Source organism: Paenibacillus sp. FW126-R14, from assembly GCF_058789495.1.
The window spans coordinates 1-18,025 of the sequence record NZ_JBYTBS010000088.1; the positions used below are offsets into that span (position 1 = coordinate 1).

At 47.2% G+C, this 18,025-nt stretch carries 15 protein-coding genes; 12 read left to right on the top strand and 3 right to left on the bottom strand.

The features are described 5' to 3' along the window. Positions 1-1,123, top strand: a 1,123-nt coding sequence (locus tag AC3WRW_RS31070) for a ThiF family adenylyltransferase (protein WP_492550084.1), incomplete at its 5' end; no start/stop codon positions are given. 349 nt (positions 1,124-1,472) lie between these two features. Here AC3WRW_RS31070 and AC3WRW_RS31075 read toward each other — a convergent pair. Next, entirely contained in the window at positions 1,473-3,392 is a 1,920-nt protein-coding gene (locus AC3WRW_RS31075; RefSeq protein WP_492550085.1) for a glycosyl hydrolase family 18 protein, read from the bottom strand. 180 nt (positions 3,393-3,572) lie between these two features. Between AC3WRW_RS31075 and AC3WRW_RS31080 the strand changes: the two genes are divergently transcribed. The 10 genes from AC3WRW_RS31080 (at position 3,573) to AC3WRW_RS31125 (ending at position 15,274) form a co-directional block, all read left to right on the top strand. Then, a complete protein-coding gene (locus AC3WRW_RS31080) occupies positions 3,573-4,103 on the top strand; it encodes a DUF309 domain-containing protein (protein ID WP_492550086.1) in 531 nt (176 codons plus the stop codon). Then, a complete protein-coding gene (locus AC3WRW_RS31085; protein ID WP_492550087.1) occupies positions 4,103-4,831 on the top strand; it encodes a response regulator transcription factor in 729 nt (242 codons plus the stop codon). The genes AC3WRW_RS31080 and AC3WRW_RS31085 overlap by 1 nt, the downstream gene beginning before the upstream one ends. After that, complete coding sequence (locus tag AC3WRW_RS31090; RefSeq protein ID WP_492550088.1) at positions 4,824-6,278, top strand: sensor histidine kinase; 1,455 nt, start codon at positions 4,824-4,826, stop codon at positions 6,276-6,278. Before AC3WRW_RS31085 ends, AC3WRW_RS31090 begins: the two co-directional genes overlap by 8 nt. Before the next feature lie 97 nt (positions 6,279-6,375). Then, on the top strand, positions 6,376-6,981 hold the full coding sequence (locus AC3WRW_RS31095) for a hypothetical protein (RefSeq protein WP_492550089.1): 606 nt from the start codon (positions 6,376-6,378) through the stop codon (positions 6,979-6,981). A gap of 15 nt (positions 6,982-6,996) precedes the next feature. Beyond that, entirely contained in the window at positions 6,997-8,760 is a 1,764-nt protein-coding gene (locus AC3WRW_RS31100; protein ID WP_492550090.1) for an efflux RND transporter periplasmic adaptor subunit, read from the top strand. A gap of 27 nt (positions 8,761-8,787) precedes the next feature. Next, the gene (locus AC3WRW_RS31105; protein WP_492550091.1) at positions 8,788-9,507 is read left to right on the top strand and encodes an ABC transporter ATP-binding protein; all 720 of its coding nucleotides are present in this window, start codon (positions 8,788-8,790) and stop codon (positions 9,505-9,507) included. Next, on the top strand, positions 9,504-10,682 hold the full coding sequence (locus AC3WRW_RS31110; RefSeq protein WP_492550092.1) for an ABC transporter permease: 1,179 nt from the start codon (positions 9,504-9,506) through the stop codon (positions 10,680-10,682). Before AC3WRW_RS31105 ends, AC3WRW_RS31110 begins: the two co-directional genes overlap by 4 nt. A 23-nt stretch (positions 10,683-10,705) precedes the next feature. After that, positions 10,706-12,895 (top strand): hypothetical protein, encoded by a 2,190-nt coding sequence (locus AC3WRW_RS31115; RefSeq protein ID WP_492550093.1) that lies wholly within the window; start codon positions 10,706-10,708, stop codon positions 12,893-12,895. Between the two features lie 343 nt (positions 12,896-13,238). Then, positions 13,239-14,513 carry an MFS transporter gene (locus AC3WRW_RS31120; protein ID WP_492550094.1) on the top strand — a complete coding sequence of 425 codons (1,275 nt, stop codon included), beginning with the start codon at positions 13,239-13,241 and terminating at the stop codon, positions 14,511-14,513. Between the two features lie 182 nt (positions 14,514-14,695). Next, on the top strand, positions 14,696-15,274 hold the full coding sequence (locus tag AC3WRW_RS31125; protein WP_492550095.1) for a nitroreductase family protein: 579 nt from the start codon (positions 14,696-14,698) through the stop codon (positions 15,272-15,274). Between the two features lie 45 nt (positions 15,275-15,319). Here the strand turns inward: AC3WRW_RS31125 and AC3WRW_RS31130 are convergent, their stop codons facing one another. Both AC3WRW_RS31130 and AC3WRW_RS31135 read right to left on the bottom strand, forming a co-directional pair. Next, the gene (locus tag AC3WRW_RS31130) at positions 15,320-15,889 is read right to left on the bottom strand and encodes a beta-class carbonic anhydrase (protein ID WP_492550096.1); all 570 of its coding nucleotides are present in this window, start codon (positions 15,887-15,889) and stop codon (positions 15,320-15,322) included. A 55-nt stretch (positions 15,890-15,944) separates the two neighbouring features. Then, positions 15,945-16,268, bottom strand: a complete 324-nt coding sequence (locus AC3WRW_RS31135) for an iron-sulfur cluster biosynthesis family protein (protein WP_492550097.1) — start codon at positions 16,266-16,268, stop codon at positions 15,945-15,947. 109 nt (positions 16,269-16,377) lie between these two features. Between AC3WRW_RS31135 and AC3WRW_RS31140 the strand changes: the two genes are divergently transcribed. Continuing rightward, on the top strand, positions 16,378-17,898 hold the full coding sequence (locus AC3WRW_RS31140; protein WP_492550098.1) for a carboxypeptidase M32: 1,521 nt from the start codon (positions 16,378-16,380) through the stop codon (positions 17,896-17,898). The last annotated feature ends 127 nt before the right edge of the window (positions 17,899-18,025 follow it).

Below are 18,025 nucleotides of genomic sequence, written 5' to 3' on the forward strand. Positions count from 1 at the left end.
GGGGATATTCAGTATGTCTTTTAATTCATTAAGGAATAGGATTTTAAATGCTCGATTTAAATTAAAAAATGGGTATTTTTTTGCGTTTCCCAAATTAAATGAAATGCATATTCGAAAGGGATATTATAGCGAAAGTTTAGTATGCATAAAAAATTCGGAAGACGAAAACTGGATTTCCAACTTTTTTGGTAAATTAGATGGAATTAATACAATCGAACAACTACTTCCATTAGTTCCAACCGATAAACATGAGGATGTAATCAAATTAATAGTTGCCTTATGGAAAGAGTACTTGATAGATTACCCAGCTGTTAAACAAATGGCAGATAAGAACCAGGTAGAAGATAGAGAGGTAGCAGGATGGTATGGTTCAATTTTACAGGATGTTAATATATTGTTGTTGGGTTCTGGGAGCATCGGTAGTCGAATTTCTGTTGGTTTAATACAACAAGGTGTTGGACAAATGACTGTATTAGATTTTAATGGAGTAAGTGAGTCGGATATCCGTCTATCCCCTGCTTTTATGTATTCAAAGAAAGATGAAGGACGTGCAGAAGCATTGGCTTCATTTATAAATAAGATGTGTAGTGAGGAACGTGTCCGCGGAATAAGTATTGCACATGATAATGATAGTTTCTTAGAGTCTCTTATTAGTAAATCTGATTTTGTTATTGTTGCAATAGATTCTTTTTCTCCTAATTTGTATGAAAAAGTTAATGAAATAGCAATAAAACAATTAAAACGATGGTCAATGATACTGAATGATGGTTGGGATGTTTACATTGGACCTACATTTATCCCCAGACAATCAGGATGTTACAATTGTTTTGAAACACAAAGAATTAAGTTAATGAAGAATGCGAGATCCTACAGTGAGCATGTAGATTTATTGAAAAATGGTGGAGAGGTCCCAACTAAAATTGGAAATCCAGCTTTTTCTGATATTGCTGCAGGCTTATTAGTTTCAGATATTCCTAATCTCTTATCGGTTATGCCAATACAAATAGAGCTAGGTAGTAGCATCACATTAGGTAGACAGGTTCACTTTAATATGAGGAATTTTGATGCTTCTATTAATACTGTAATAAGAAACCCAAGATGTTCTGTATGTAGTACAACCTAGTTTTAACCCGAACATATAAGGTATTGAAACGATTCTTTGAGGTGAATTGTTGCGTTGGAGAAGATATTAAGGGAGCTAAATAATCAAAATTTTTGAGCCTCAGAGCGTGAAATGCGCCTGGGTTTTTCTTTATTCGCGGAGTATGGGGTAAATTTCAAAAAAAGCGAACACATCCAATGAAAAAAACTCGACAGCATGAGCTACCGAGTCAAATATGTTCAAGTCCTGCATTTTCTTACTTCACGAATCAACGTCAGATTTCGGTCTTCCATTTGTGAAGTCTTCCTGTATTGTTCCAACAAGACACTGAAATTGCTAATTCTGCTGAAATAGCGGAATCAAGTTCCCATCATTTATTCTGCAAAATCATCGTCCACAAGTCCGATTGATCATAGCCAAGCCGCCAAGCCGCGACACCGGCAATGTCGTACTTTTTCGCGATATCCAAGCGGGCTTTGACGGTAGCGGCATCTTCCAGCCAGAACACATAGGTGAATCCGCCTTCCTGGTACTCCATCCGGTATTGCCCGAAGGTGCTGTCCCAAGTTTGCTTAACGGATTTGGAAGCAAGCAAAGCGGGAATATCCTTCATCAGCACGGTCCGGTTGCTTTGCAGCGCTCCTGCCGAGTCCAGTTTCCATTCGCGTACATAGTAAGGAATGCCCAGGATGATTTTGTCCCGGGGGATTCCGTACGAGAGAAATTCTTGAATTCCTCCGTCCGTCCACGGAAGACCGGCAACCGAGCCGGCGGACGTGCTGCCGCGGTAGAACTGGTCATAAGCCATAATGACGACGTAATCCACGATGCCGCCGAGCTTCTCATGGTCAAAGGCGGAAAGATGGTTCCATTTGATGCTGCCGCGCGGAAGATCGATGGAAATCACGAGGCTGCGCGTGTGGGCGTATGTCGTTAGCTTGGAAATGAAAGCTGTAAATGCGCTGCGATCCGATCCTGCCAAGCTTTCGAAATCGACATTGATGCCGGGTACGCCAAGCTGTACGGAACGATCCACCAAACTTTTGATGAATTTATCCTGGGCAGCGCTGTCGCTAAGAAATTGTGTCGTCAAGCTCGCGTTGAACTGGTTGGAGACGAGCGGGTACACGGTGTAGCCGTTTTTTTGCAGCCAAGCGACGGTATCGGGATTAGAACTGTCTTTGAGATTGCCCGCAGCGTCTGCAAGTTCGAAATAGCTCGGTGAATCTACGTCCAGCCCGATGGTGTTGGTCACTTGAGATTTGATGCTTTCGCCGCCGGACAGACCGTTCCAGCCCCAGACCTGCAGCTTTTTGAAATTATCCCACAATATGCGGTGTTCAAGCGTTTGAATGGAACTGTTGCTGTACTGCACACTGTAGTTTAGCGCATCGGGAAGATTTTTGTATTCACCGATCAGCGAGGCGTTCTGAAATACTTGATAGGATGCATAATTGTTCCAGATTTTATGGCCGTCCATAAAGATGGACGCGTGTCCCCAAAGTTTTGCATAGTCAGCGGCTTCATCTAATGAAGTAAAATCCTGAAGGAAAGTGTCGTTTTGGAATACTTTATAAGTTTTAAGATTGCTGTAAACCGTTTTATTCGTGTTTTTATTGACAACGGTTGAGTTGCCCCATTTCAAGGCTTCGTTTACCGCATCTTCCAACGAGGCGAATTCCCAATTGTCAGCGGAAAATGTGCCTTGGAACACCTTGTACAGCAGTTCGCCGGAGCGCAGCGATTTCTTATCGTCGTCCGAAAGGTTGTCCCAAACCCATTTGCGGCTGTTCAAATCGATAATGTGAGCGCCACCCCACTTTTTCGCTTCGGAAATGGCATCATTTAGGGTTTGAAATTTCCACGAATCCAGTGTAATTTCATTTTGATACACTTGAAACCGGGGATAATTGTTCCACACCCAACCGGTGGACTGAAGATCGCGAACACTGGCATTGGACCATTTCTTTGCCTCGGCGATGGCCGCATCCAGCGTGGCGAATTGCCATTCGGGCAGTGTGGCGTCTAATTGATACACCTGATATCGGGGGAAATTGTTCCACAGCCATTTGCGAGTGCCAATCTCCTCCACATAACTGTTGGAAAAGCCTCTGGCAAACGCTTCGGCTTGTTTATAGTTGGCAAATTCCATGAGTACTTGATTATACTGATAAACGCGGTATTTCGTTGTTTTGTCTGTTCCGCTTGCTGCGCCTGCTGCAAGGACGGCCTGAGGTATCGTTATCGACAACAACAGGCTGCCGGTGAGCATCCATTTTCCAATCTTCATGTTTCACGCCTCTTTCTATTAAACTACTTTATTGGACGTAGCGGACGATAGATTGGTTGCGATGGAAAATGGTAGAAATGCAAGATAAAGCAATTCCATGTTGGACGATGGATCAACTTTCGAGTAACATGAGGTATACATAGTCATTATCGTGACCAGAACAAAATGGAGGAACGACCTATGAATCAGTATCCGGAAGCATATATCGAATACTTATTGTATTTTCATGCGGAGCGGGATTATTTTGAATGTCATGAAGTAATGGAAGAATATTGGAAGGAACATCCGACGGATGAACGCAGCAGAACCTATGTCGCGCTGATTCAGATTGCCGTGGGGATGTATCATATTCGCAGAGGCAACCGTACGGGAGCTGTGAAAATGCTGCAAAGCGCAGAGCGGAATGCGCAAGCCGAACATGTGCAATCGCTCGGGCTCGATGCGGAGAAGCTTGTACAGCTAATAGGGGATACTTGGGCTTCAATTGAACGCGACGGCTACCTGTATCAGGATATTAATTTGCCGCTTGCAGATGCGGAGTTAATTGCGTTATGCCTGGCCGAATGCGGACGGAAAGGGCTTACTTGGCAGGCGCCGAGCCGGATGGACGATGTCGAGTTGATCCAGAAGCATACGCGAAGAGACCGAACAGATGTGATCGAGGAAAGAGCAAGACAACAGCAAATCCGTAAGGAAAAGGGTGGCGCCTAGTGAGCTCGGAAGGAAAAGTACTTGTCGTAGATGATGAACCGAATATTGCAGAGGTCGTCAGATTGTATTTGGAGCATTCGAATTATGAAGCCATTTTGCTGCCGCGTGGGCAGGATGTGCTGCGTACGATTGTAGAAGAGAAACCAAGCTTAGTCTTACTCGACATCATGCTGCCGGATATTTCAGGCTATGAGCTTTGTGAGAAGATTCGGAAGATGGAAGCGCCTCTGCATCAAACGCCGATCATTTTCTTGACGGCCAAAGGGGAGTCCATTGATAAGCTGCGGGGGTTTAACTTGGGTGTTGACGATTATTTGGTCAAGCCGTTCGATCCCAATGAGCTCATTGCCCGAATTAAGGCTGTGCTGCGGCGTACGGTTCAAATACCGGCAGACACGTCGAATTCGCAAAATTCGAATCGTAAAACGCTGGAAATCGGGAATATTGTCATTGATTTGGACCAATACCGGGTCACCGTCGGGGGGAAACGCATCGAGCTTACGCCGAAGGAAATTGAACTGCTGCATTTTCTGACCAGCAATCCAAGTCGTGTATTCACGCGCGAAGATTTGCTCGGCTATGTGTGGAATTTTGATTTTACCGGCGGTACGCGCACGGTTGACGCCCATGTGAAAAATTTGCGCAAAAAGCTGGGACAGCATGATACGTGGAACATTCAGACGCTTTGGGGCATCGGCTACTCTTTCGAGGTGGTTCAGCATGTTTAAGCGTTGGCTTGTCGGGAAATACAACAGTCTTTATCTGAAGATTTTCTTGTCGTTTCTGGCGACCTGTGTGCTGTTTTTTGCGGGATTGTTCCTATTCTGGAACTATTATTTCACGGATCTGTTTTACAAGGACAAAATCGAACTGCTCCAAAAACGCTTTGTCGAGGTTACCCGGTTACTGAATTCTGTTCAGGACGGTACGATTTCAACACGGGAATTGAAATACACCGTACGGATTTTGGGGCGAAGCATCAATGGGCAGGTTTGGCTCGTGGATGATAAAGGCAACATTTTGAACGGTTCCTCGGACAGTGAAGGCAGAACGATTCCGAAACAGATGGACGCGCAATTTATCGATGGACTGCATGGCCGCAGCGGATATGGCATGGTCACTTTACCGACGCCGGATGGAAGAACCCTTAATTTGTTTACGTACCACGCCCCGTATCAATTTAATGGACAGCCCATGGTTATTATTTTGCATTTGCCGGCTGGAGACATTAGCGAAGCTATTTCCGCCGTTCGCGTCAATATCCTGGTTCCCCTTCTGTTTTCACTGCTGGCGGTAGGTTTCATTCTGTATATTATTTCACGAAAGCTCGCCGGCCCGCTTCAGCAAATGAATCGTGCGGCCCTTGAGCTGGCGCATGGCGATTTTACGACCCGGGTGCCGGTTACCTCGCAAGACGAGGTCGGTCAGCTTGCAGCGAGCTTCAATTTCATGGTGGAGCAGCTGGAAGAATGGGAAGGAACGAGGCAGGAGTTTCTGACGAATGTGTCGCACGAGCTCCGGTCACCGCTTACAACGCTTCGCGGTTTCATTGTGGCGATGAACGATAAGATTATTCCCGAGGAGAAATACTCGCATTATCTGCGCATTTGCGATCAAGAGGTACAGCGTCTGCAGCGTCTTGTAACGGATCTATTAGATCTTGCCCGGATCCAAAATGGCGTCGATGTGTTCCGCTTAAGACCTGTAATCATCGCAGAGACGCTGGAAGAATCGCTGGAGTTACTCATGGCACCGATTGCCGTCAATGAAATTGGCCTGCATCTCATTCTTCCTGATCCGGACATTGAGCCTGCTCAAGTTCCGCTCGATCCTGACCGTTTTGCCCAAATCGTGCATAATTTGATCTATAATTCTTTAAAATTCACGCCCAAAGGCGGAACGTTAACCGTCGCTTTGGAACAGTCGGAGCATGAGGTGAATCTGTACATTCGCGATACGGGCACCGGTATGACGGAGGCTGAATTAGCTCGCATTTGGGATCGCTTCTATAAGGCGGATGAAGCAAGGACCTCACGATCCGACGTACCGACGGGAACGGGCCTTGGCCTGACGATCGTCAAGCACCTGGTAACGGGGATGCACGGCACTATTCAAGCCCGCAGCCGGATAGGCGAAGGCACGGAATTCCGTGTCACTTTTCCGCGAATCATGTAGGTATTCACAATTTTTTTACAAGTTAAACAAACTTATTTCATGTTTTGATCGTATCCTGTTCCTATTGGACAGGATTTTTTGTCTTGGAGGTGTATGTATGATGAAGTACACTCGGAAAGTGGCGTTAGGACTAACGCTGATTTCCTTCCTGTTGGGTGGTTGTCAGCCCCATCTGCCTGATCTTGACGCTTCGCAGGCGCCGGAGGCGTCCACTCCAAAGACAGGGCAAATTCTCCCCGAGCAAAGCCCCTCAGAAGATGTCCAAAATCTAAAGGAGATGCAGCTCGTTATGTTGTTTCAAGAACTGCTTCGAATGGATCGGCATGCCAATTTGTCGATAACTGCCAAGCAAGCAGAGGCCATCCTTCCTATCGTTCGTAAAAGCATTAACGAAGGAAGCATGAATGAATCCGAACGCAAACAGGTCCTTGGCGGTTTTACTTTAGAACAAATCGCTTTTCTTGAAGAACAGTCCAAGCAAGAGAAGGCGCGATTAGCAGAGCGTATGGACAATCAGGGGGATGTGCTCTCCTCAGAGGAACGGGAGAAACGGGTGAAAGCTTTTATGCAAATAAGAAAAACGGATCGGCAGTCTCAGTCAGACTTCATTGACCGTGAGCATGCAGAAAACCAATTGGATCCGAAAAGCATGGGGCTCAGTGTGGAGCAGCAGTTAATGGAATTACTCATGTCCAAACTCTAAGGAGGAAGTTACTTCATGAAATGGTATCGCAGTAAGTGGTTCATCGTTATAATCGCGGTAGGCGTATGCGCTGGCGGCACTTATGCTTATTTAGCGAAAGGGAAGAAATCCAAGACAGCGGATGTGAAAGAAGTCACTTTCGAGGTCAAAAAAGGCAATATCCGCTCTTCCGTTTCCGGTACAGCGCAGTTTGAGCCTAAAGATACACAAACGATTTCGATTCCAGTCGATTCGAACATTAAAGTCATTAATTTGAAACGGAACCTAGCGGTAAAATCCGGTGATGTCCTTTTGGAATTGACGAGTACGAGTCTTGAAAGCGATTTGCAGGATGCACAGTTGACTTACGAGCAAACACAGAAGGATCTGAATGCTTTATTGGATCAGCAAGGATTAATGGGCGTGAAGGCGCCGGTCTCCGGAAAGCTTACCTATGCGGCGAACCTCGATTTAGGAACCACGATCAACAAATCGACCAAAATTGCTACTATCTCTGATGTGAGCAACTTAACTGTGACGCTGCCTTTCTTCGTGGAAGACGCTGCGCAGCTGCATAAAGGCGATCCGGTTGATTTGACGATAGATGGCTATATGATTACGAAAACAGGTACGATTCAAAGCATTTCCAAAGATCCGAAATCCGATGGAAAAGGCGGGAAAGTGGTTGACATCGACGTTGCCGTTCCCAATGACAATTCCATGGATTCAGGTACGAATGTACTGGGCAGCGTTACAATCGGCGGACGTTCTGTGGATTCGCAAGCGAAAGCTGCGCTTCAGTATGTGAAAGTAACAACCGTTTTGGCGGGGGCAACGGGAACGGTGGCGACGATGCCTCTAAAATCAGGCAACATGATTCGCCAAGGCGATACGATCGCTACTTTTGCGAACGATACGATTAACGATGATATTCTCACGAAGCAGTCCGCACTTGAACGCGCGAAGCTGAAAGTGGATGCGGCTCAAGACAAGGTTAACGGGCTTAAAATATTAGCTCCCTTTGACGGTGTTTTCTCTACGGACTTTGTGAACAAGCGAAACGATATTCTTAGCCTTTTACAAGTTGGAACGAAGGTAACTAGCGGCATGCAGCTTGGAGCTGTAGCCAGCATTGCCAAAATGCAGCTTCCCGTGCAGGTCGATGAGTTGGATTTGCCTAACGTCAAGCTCGGAATGAAGGCTGAAATCAAGGTTGATGCTTACCCTGGCCGCATTTTCCCGGCGGAAGTTACGCTAATTTCTTCAGTCGGTACCACGACGAACGGCGTGACTGCCTACGATGTCGTTTTGGCGGCGGACAACAAAGACAATGTTTTGAAATACGGAATGACAGCTACCGGAGAAATTTTGATCCAAGACAAAAAAGATGCGCTCTACATACCGCCTGAAGCACTGCAATTACAAAAAGGCAAGCGTGTTGTCACCTTGAAAAAGGCGGACGGTACCACAGAAACGGAACATGAAGTAACAATCGGCATTCGCTCCAAGACGCAAATTGAAGTCACGGAAGGCTTGAACGAAGGCGATAAAGTTGTTCTGCCTACCGCTGTGAGAAGACAACAGAATCTCAGCCAAGATGAAATTAACCGCTTAAGACAGCAATTCCAACAAAACGGAGGAGCCGGCGGATTCGGTGGCGGAGCTGGCGGTCCCGGTGGCGCTGGCGGATTTGGCGGCGGCGGAGCAGGTGGAGCCGGAGGAGCTGGCGGCGGTGGCGGCGCTGTTCGGGTTAACGGTGGCGGCGGCGGTGGCGCTGGTGGCGCTGGCGGTAACAGATAATACTGCCGGGAAAGGAGTTGTTGCGGTATGAATATCATTGAGCTAAAAGATATTGTCAAAACCTATAAACGCGGTTTAGAAGATCTGCCAATCCTGCGCGGCATATCGCTTTCTGTGGAGGAAGGCGACTTCGTGGCCATCATCGGGCCCAGCGGATCCGGTAAATCGACGCTGATGAATACGATCGGCCTTCTGGACGTTCCCACTTCAGGCAGCTATGTCCTGGACGGCGTCGTGACCGAACGCATGAGCGATAATGAGCTTGCTGCGCTTCGGAACCAAAAGATCGGATTCATTTTCCAGCAATTTAATTTGCTGCCCCGCCTATCGGCGATGGAAAATGTGGAGCTGCCGATGATCTATGCCGGCATTCCCCGGAAAGAACGGAGAGAGCGGGCTCACGCTATGCTGAAAATGCTCGGAATGGGCGAGCGGGGCCATCATAAGCCAAGCGAGCTGTCCGGTGGTCAGCAGCAGCGTGTCGCTATTGCCCGGGCTCTGGCAATTTCGCCGTCGCTTATTCTGGCGGACGAACCGACAGGAGCGCTGGATTCCAGAACAGGGGAAGAAGTACTGGAGTTAATCCTGCAACTGAACGCGCAAGGAAATACCATCGTACTGATTACCCACGATCATCATATTGCCGATAATGCGAAGCGGGTCGTGGCTCTGCGCGACGGCGTCATCATTGACGACTACCGGAATAACGCTAACAAGAGCGATCTCAAGCAAGAGGTGAGCGTATGAAGGTAAATGAACTGCTCAGGATGTCGCTGCAGACGATTGTCTCGAGTCCGCTGCGTACGTTTCTGACGATGCTGGGGGTTATTATCGGGGTTAGCTCCGTTGTCACCCTAGTGTCGATTGGGCAAGGAACTTCGGAACAAATCGCTAAGCAGTACGAAAATATGGGGACGAATCTTCTTGTAGTCACTGCGACAGGAAACGGGCGCGCTACGCAGCTTGATTATAATGAGCTGATGAATTTCGAGAATTTCCCGGAATTCAAATCCATTGCTCCGACGATGTCGAAGAACGGCTCCAATATTAAATATGACCGTACGCAAGAGAAGTACAACGTGCTTGGAACGAATGACCGTTATTTAGACATTATTAAAGCTAAGATCGATAAGGGACGCAATCTTTCGCCGACCGATCTGGAATTCCGCTCGAATGTGGCGATTCTGGGAAGCGAAGTGGCAAAGACATTCTTTGGCACTCTCGACCCCGTCGGAGAAGAAATCAATATCGACGGCGCTGTATTTAGCGTCATCGGCACCCTTCAGGCGAAAGGCTCCAACATCGGAGGCGCCTCTGTAGACAGCTCTGTCATTATGCCGCTTGAATCGGCAAGACGCGTGTTTAAACTGGGGCAAATTCGAACGACTTATGTAGAGGCTCCGACTAAGGAAGATATCTATACCGCTCAAGAAACGATAAAGCAATATTTGACTTATAAATTCAAAAGCGATTCAGGCTTCATATTAACGAATCAGGATGAGCTGCTCAAGGCACGGACTGAAGCAACGAACACGCTTACGAATCAATTAGTAGCCGTAGCGCTCATTTCCTTGCTCGTTGGCGGGATCGGGATTATGAACATTATGTTGGTTACGGTAAGCGAGCGTACGCGCGAAATTGGGATCCGCAAATCGATCGGTGCCAAAAGGCGCAATATTTTGCTCCAATTTCTTGTAGAAGCCGTTGTTATTAGCGGATTGGGCGGACTTATCGGTCTCGCGCTTGGCATTGGTTTGTCCTATGCGCTGCCATATTTCAGCCCGAAACAAACGACAAGCCTTTCTTTTGATATCTCCTTGTACGCTTTCTTATTTTCTGTTTTGGTCGGTGTTATTTTCGGTTTATATCCTGCCAACAAAGCTTCCAAACTGCGTCCGATTGACGCCTTACGATCTGATTGATGAACTTAGAGGAGGACTACTCTGTGAAGCAACAACGAAAAATGAAACGCTTGCTCAGCCGCTCGGCACTTATGCTTACTGCAGCAAGCTTCCTGACGCTGCCTCTGGCTACATCGGCTTTTGCCGGGAAGGAAGGCGTGTTCCTAAGCGACTCCGTCTACTTTACGCTAGACAAGGTTGCCTTATCAGCAGGTGCCGAGGACGGATCGCTGCGCTTTTCCCTGGGGCTGAACAACAACAGCTCATCTCCTGTAGATTTTAACAATTATGGTGTCAAAGTTATCGATACGAATGGTGTATCTTATACAGCGAGACTGAGCGAGAAAGTTGCCGGACGCGTGAAAGCGGGGGAAACCGGCACCTTCAAATTTACTTCCGATATTCCGGCGAATTTGACACCTGGGCAATTAAAAGTCGATATTTTCCAGTGGAACTACAATACGATGCGCGATATAGGCGCTTTGTCGGTGGAAGCTGCCATGGAAGAAGCCGGGCAAACCGTACTGCAGCAGGCTGTTATCAACTTGCAGGAGTTAGATTCGACTTACGCCAACGATGCTGTTGTTACAGCTCAGCTGGGCAATAGCTACAAGGTGTACAAAGATGGAGCCTGGTTGGTTTATACGGACTTGACTTTGGAAAACTTAAGCAATTTGACGCTAAAACTGCCGGATTCTCTTGAGCTTAATCTCCAGGATTCAAAAGGATTGACGTATGGTTCGCAGTTTATTTCTGGAACTGGTCAAACCCTGCTGCCGCAGCAGCCGGTGAAAACGACGATTCAAACAGCTGTCCCGGCAAGCCTTGAATCAAATGGGTTATCCTTGCTTTTCTCTCCGAAAGGCAAAGTGAAAACGACCGTATTGGGAGCTTTAAATGTCTCGAAATCGTTCGTAGTTGGGAAAATCGGCGAGAACACGCAGTATCCGAACGATGATTTGAGCGGCCTTGAAATCACGACGACGTGGGCCGCGGCAAGCAAGCAATCCGATGGGCTGCACCTGCAAGCCAATGTGACGTTAACAAACAAAAGCGATGGCATCTTGACGATCCCTAACTTGTCCGCTGCGTTTCAAGCGCTTCGCAGCAGTGTGGCAGTCACGTCTACGGATAATGCAGTGCGCACGTCCTACTTATCGCCGAACGAGTCGACAACGTTCCGCTTCTCCGGTATTTTGCCTGCGGGTTTGAATACGGACGCTCTGCAGCTCGTCGTCTCGGAAAAACAAGGATCTGCGAATGCCAACTCACAGACAAATACGGGTACGACCGCAGGCACTGGCAGTGGAAATAGCAATAGCAATAGCAGCAGCAATGGCAGCAGTGGTAGCGGTAGTACAGGCAGTGCGGATACAGCGAACAACAAAACCGCTTCGCTGCCAGTTTCCATCACGACGCTGGCAGGAGCCGGCGACGGCGGGGAAGTATCCTCGTACGCGGCAGCGGAAGATTATCAGATCGGCACGCCGTTTAAGCTTAGCTCGACTAATCTCATCGACTCAAACATTGATGTATCCCTTGTCGAGATCGGGATGAGTGAGAGTGCTGATTTTGGCTTTAAAACGGTAGTGGCTAAATATAAGCTGACGAATAAAGGAACGACTTCTCTGACGGTTCCTGATTTCCAAACGGATTTGACCAGCGATAAAGGTTACACATACTCAGGTGCGCGCCAGTCAACGGTCGCGAAGAGTATTGCGCCGAACACCAGCTATGTGATGAATTACTCCTACTTGATGCCTGGCACAGAAACGGGCGATAAGCTTGCGCTGAACCTCTACGATGCCAATCGGTTGGCAGTCGGTTCATACAAAACGGCCGTTCAGTCCATTCCAACGAAAGGTGCAGTATCCTTGTATCCATTCAGCATCGATATTAAAGAAGCCTCAGTTAGCCCTACGTATAATAAAGATACTTCATACGTGTATCGTCTGCGGCTGGATTTAGATGTGAAACGTCAAGAGCAGGTCATCACAGACGCCAACTTCTCAACGCTCGAGTTCGAGGTTGTCGACTCCGAAGGCCGTCAGCTTAGCACGAAGTCCATGAGCTTCACTGGACAACAGAAGATTATGTCTGGCATACAGTTTATTGATTTCGGTACAATTAAATCCGAGCAAGTAAACTCGGATGTGAAAATTAACATGTATGAGGTTGTTGCAACGCCGAATGGCGATGCCAAACGATTCATTAAAACGTTGGATTTGAAATAGGAATGAAGGTGCCTGTCCCTTAGGGGACAGGTTTTTTTTGCTTTAAAGGAAATAATGTTTTCCATCTATTGGATGAAGAAGTTTATGACTCCAATATAAACCCGCATGTTACCAAATGGATCGGATATCTACGACTTTAGTAGTAGACCCTATCGGCAAATTCATGAGACTAATATCGTATGTGCTTCTCAATCGTTTCACTGACGCCAACAACACGTCCCAGTGCTAAGATTGTTCTAAGAAAAAAGAACAATAAACACGAGAACTAGCAGCTACTAGGGAAGTTCGAAGACATTTTGCGAACATCAGGAAACTGCATCAATGGTTCAATTGGAGGTGTACGATGAAATTTAAAGATTTTCATCGTAATGTCAAAATTCGAATGGGACTATCCTTTCTTGGGGGAGCATCTAATAATCTGGTCCTTCCGTTCATGTCCATTTATTTTTCGGGAAAGCTGGGGGACGCAGCTGCAGGACTTGCCGTTATTCTCGGTATCATTGCGGGCGTTGTTTCGGGTATCGTCGGAGGTTACTACGCAGACCGCATCGGTCGTAAAAAGCTGATGCTCGCCGGTTGGTGGGGCTGGACGCTGAGCTACCTCGGCATGGCGCTTTCAAACGCTCCGTGGTTTGAATCGCCTGGCATTACGTTTGCACTCATGATTGCCATTCGAATCTTTGCAGGCATACATGGACCGGCCAATGATGCAATGCTGCTTGATGTAACGGCTCCGGAAGCACGCAAATATATGTATGCGATCATGTACTGGATCCATAACTTGTCTTTTGCCGTATCAGCTATCGCCGGCTCCTTCTTGTTTAAATCGTACTTGTTCGAACTATTTATCGGCTTAACGGCAGCGAGCCTCATATCTTTGCTTGTGACCTATTTCTTTGTTGATGAAGTTTACAAGCCGCAAGCTAAAGCAGAAAACAAAAAAACAGAAGAAGCTTCGATTTGGACGAATTACAAAATGGTTCTGAAAGATTCGACGTTTATGACTTTCACGATGGCGTCCGTGCTTCTTTTTTCGGTAGAGTTTCATCTAGGGAGTTATGTAGGAGTCCGCTTGGTAAAAGAAATGGCAGATGTGTCCTTCTTCGATTGGGGGGCTTTATCGTGGCGAATAGACGGGTTCAAAATGTTAGGGTTGCTCAGTACTGAAAATACGATTCTGGTCGTAGTCCTATCGGTAATCATGAGCGTCATCATGAAACGATTCTCCGACAGCAAAGTGTTGTTTACCGGTTATATCCTTTACATCGTCGGCTACAGTTATTTGGCGTACAGCAATCAGCCGTGGCTGCTGCTCTTATCGATGTTCATTGCAACGGTGGGAGAGCTGATGTATGTCCCTATCAATCAGGCGTTTCTTGGTTATATTGTACCCGATCACGCAAGAAGCACTTATATGGCTGTAAAGGGAATGACCAACAGAGGTGCTATGCTGCTTGGCGGTGGGGGAGTCATTCTTGGCGGGCACTTGCCGTCCTGGATGATGGCTTCCTTGATTGCCATAAGCGGTTTTATGGGCATGGCGTTGTTTTACACGATTCTGTCTCGGCTTGATAATGGAAATCAGAAAGCGGAGACGCTTCGTCGGGCAACGGTTTAGATTGGCAGCGTAAAGTACGCCGAATGGAAGTAAGTTCCATAAACGTATTGACAATTAGGCTTCCGTTTGCAACAATATGAATGAAAATGATTCTCATTATCGGCATAGAGTCGATGAAATGTGCATAGTCAATCATTTGATTAGCACTAGCTATGATCTATTCAACTGGAGGCAGCGGAGCCATGAGCACTTTACAGATTCAAAGCATACGAGCAGTAAGAGAACTAATTAAAGACAGACGTTCTATCCGGGCCTTTAAAACCGATCCCATCGACACAGATCTAATCACCGACCTGCTCAACGTGGCCGTGTGGGCGCCAACGCACGGTCTTAGGGAGCCGTGGCGTTTCATTCTCTACAAAGGAGAAGCCCGCAGGCCGCTTGCAGAGGCAATGATTCGCACCTACACCGCAGAAGAAAAAGAAAGACTCGCCCAGCAGAAGCTGGACTATTTCATGCAAATTCCGGCACACCTGATCGTCGTGATGAAAGAAGATCCAAGGCAGAAGCAGTGGGAAGAGGATTTTGCCTGCGTCAGCTGCTTGATCCAAAACTTTCAGTTAGCGGCGTGGGAAGTTGGAGTTGGCGTCGTTTGGAAAACGAATCCGTTTATTCATAATCCGAACTTCCGCGAAACGGCAGGCGTTCAGCCAGGTGAGAAAATTGTCGGCTTGCTGCACATCGGCTATCCGGAGCAAGTACCGGCCGTGCGGCCGCGGACAGATGCAAGAGAGAAACTGACGATTAAAGAAAAGATATAGAAAAAAGAGAACCTCAAGGCCATTGCCGTGAGGTTCTTCTTATCGCTATTCGATGACTTGATAGCCGTCTTCAATTAAATCTAGCCGACCGGTTTGAGGGTCGATGATGAGTCCGTGGACCGGCAAATTTTTGGGCAGCAGAGGATGGTTCCGAATGATGTTGACGCTTTTCTCGATGCCCTCTTTGACATGGTTAAAGCCCGTCAACCAACTGTTCAAATTGATGCCGGAATGTCCAAGCGTCGCAATGACATCGTCGGAAATGCCCCGTTTTTTGGCATTCGCAATGACACTCTCTGAATTCAAGCCCGTCATCCCGCAGTCATAATGGCCGATAACGAACACTTCATCTGCATCAAGCTGATAGACAGCAACGATGATGCTCCGCATAATACTTCCAAATGGATGGGAGACGATGGCGCCTGCATTTTTAATAATTTTGGCATCGCCGTTATGCAAATTCATCGCTTTTGGCAGCAGTTCGACTAACCGTGTATCCATACATGTGAGGACAACCATTTTTTTGTCCGGAAATTTCGTGGTCAGAAATTCCTTGTAATCCTCTTTGGCAACAAATTGCTCATTGTAATTCAAAATTTCGCTGATCAAAGTCATCGTAGTATCCCTCCAGGTAGGTTGAAGTGCTGCTTGTCTATCTATTTTGCAGCCATTATCTTTTGTCGACTAAGCTCATACTCGCGTTATAAATTTGATTATTGCTCTTCAGTATAAAGGATTTCGTTTCACCCGAAAAGTCAATTTTCAACCAATTTTCAAAGAAAATTTCATCCTTAGCTTTGAAAATGAGCTTGAAAACGTTAGTTTCAGCCGTTATATCGTTGCTGTCCGCCTCGGAAACAAGCCATAGCGTAGGCACGCCGTTAACGGAACAGCCGCAGCCTTCTGTATCAAAAACAAGCTTTAGATGGGCTTCACCCTCGCCTACATGCGGGGTTAATCGCTCGATCGCTGAATCGGTAAACGTAATATTCATATATGTCATCTCCCTTGAATGTTTATTTTACCACATGACGGCATAAATTTGATTCTAAGTAGGGGACGAAGTATGATGAAATCAGAAACTTTTGGAAGGAGATTAGAGCATGAGTGTGCAAACAGCCCCAGCCAAGCTGGAATCGTTCAAGGCATATGTTCGTAAAATGAAGCAGTACGAGGAGGCCATCGCCCTCATTTATTGGGATATGCGCACCGGCGCTCCGAAAAAAGGGATTGAAACACGCTCCGAAGTTGTCGGAGAGCTCTCCACCGAAGTATTCCGCATGTCCACTTCCGATGAAATGGGCGGTTATGTCGCGTTTTTCACACAGCCTGCCGAGCTGGAACAGCTTGACGCCATTTCCAAGAAAATGGTCCTGGAGTGTAAGAAAGAATACGACCGCTCCAAAAAAATACCGGCAGAGAAGTATCAAGCGTATGTCGTGCTTACGTCCCAAGCAGAATCCGCCTGGGAAGATGCCAAGCATAATTCCGATTGGGCTTCGTTCCAGCCTTACTTGGAGAAAATTGTGGCGGCAACCCAAGAGTTTATTGAATTATGGGGATATGAAGGCCATAAATATAACACGCTGCTCGATATGTACGAGCCGGGGATGACCGTTGAGAAATTAGATGAAGTTTTCGGAGCATTGCGCGAAAAAGCCGTTCCTTTGCTGCAGCGGATTCAAGCGTCGCCGAACCAACCGGAACGTTCCTTTTTGGATCAGCAATTCGAGATTAGCAAGCAGAAACAATTTTCTCTGTCGATTTTGAAACAAATGCAGTACGACTTTGAGGCTGGCAGACTCGATGAAACAGTGCATCCTTTCGCTACGGCGCTCAATCCAGGGGATGTGCGGATTACGACGCGCTATTTGCTGAATGACATCACATCCGCTTTATTCGGAACGATTCACGAAGGCGGACACGCGCTGTATGAGCAAAATATTTCCAAAGATTTGGTAGGCACCAACCTGTGTACAGGCACTTCAATGGGCATCCACGAGTCGCAGTCCCGTTTCTGGGAAAATGTGATCGGGCGCAGCAAATCGTTCTGGGACAGATACTACGGCGAACTACAAACAACGTTCTCGCCGCAAATTGACCATGTCGACGTCGACACCTTCTATAAGGCGATTAATCACATTGAGCCGTCGTTAATCCGTATTGAGGCGGATGAGCTGACGTACAACTTACATATCATGATTCGTTACGAGTTGGAAAAAGGGCTGTTTAACGGGACAATCGCAGTAGCCGATCTGCCGCAAGCATGGAATGCCAAATACGAAGAGTATTTGGGCGTAACGCCGGCGAACGATGGCGAGGGCGTGCTGCAGGACGTGCATTGGTCCGGCGGATCGTTCGGCTACTTCCCATCCTATGCGCTCGGCAATATGTACGCTGCGCAGTTTACCCAGACGCTTCGTCAGGAGCTTCCGGCATTCGATAGCTTGATTGCCGAGGGCAATCTGGCGCCGATTAAGGAATGGCTGACAGACAAAGTGTATAAGCATGGCAAACTTCTGACGCCGAATGAGATTATTCGCGAGGTGACGGGAGAAGAGTTGAACCCGGATTACTTAGTGCAATATTTGGAAGAAAAGTATAAGTCGGTGTACGGTATTTAATAGGGTTGAAACAGCATCCTTCGGCAGTGGTCACTGCCAAGGGGTGCTGTTTTTTGTGCGCTTGGCAGCGCAATGGACTAATGAGTGAAAGTCTCTAGTACACCGCGAGGTGGCGGAAGTACATAGC

Bases quoted from the DNA above. Each gene is read 5' to 3' on its own strand.
- AC3WRW_RS31110 (WP_492550092.1), top strand. From the start codon at position 9,504: ATGAAGGTAAATGAACTGCTCAGGATGTCGCTGCAGACGATTGTCTCG.
- AC3WRW_RS31120 (WP_492550094.1), top strand. From the start codon at position 13,239: ATGAAATTTAAAGATTTTCATCGTAATGTCAAAATTCGAATGGGACTA.
- AC3WRW_RS31095 (WP_492550089.1), top strand. From the start codon at position 6,376: ATGATGAAGTACACTCGGAAAGTGGCGTTAGGACTAACGCTGATTTCC.
- AC3WRW_RS31130 (WP_492550096.1), bottom strand. From the start codon at position 15,889: ATGACTTTGATCAGCGAAATTTTGAATTACAATGAGCAATTTGTTGCC.
- AC3WRW_RS31075 (WP_492550085.1), bottom strand. From the start codon at position 3,392: ATGAAGATTGGAAAATGGATGCTCACCGGCAGCCTGTTGTTGTCGATA.
- AC3WRW_RS31135 (WP_492550097.1), bottom strand. From the start codon at position 16,268: ATGAATATTACGTTTACCGATTCAGCGATCGAGCGATTAACCCCGCAT.
- AC3WRW_RS31080 (WP_492550086.1), top strand. From the start codon at position 3,573: ATGAATCAGTATCCGGAAGCATATATCGAATACTTATTGTATTTTCAT.
- AC3WRW_RS31090 (WP_492550088.1), top strand. From the start codon at position 4,824: ATGTTTAAGCGTTGGCTTGTCGGGAAATACAACAGTCTTTATCTGAAG.
- AC3WRW_RS31125 (WP_492550095.1), top strand. From the start codon at position 14,696: ATGAGCACTTTACAGATTCAAAGCATACGAGCAGTAAGAGAACTAATT.
- AC3WRW_RS31140 (WP_492550098.1), top strand. From the start codon at position 16,378: ATGAGTGTGCAAACAGCCCCAGCCAAGCTGGAATCGTTCAAGGCATAT.
- AC3WRW_RS31100 (WP_492550090.1), top strand. From the start codon at position 6,997: ATGAAATGGTATCGCAGTAAGTGGTTCATCGTTATAATCGCGGTAGGC.
- AC3WRW_RS31105 (WP_492550091.1), top strand. From the start codon at position 8,788: ATGAATATCATTGAGCTAAAAGATATTGTCAAAACCTATAAACGCGGT.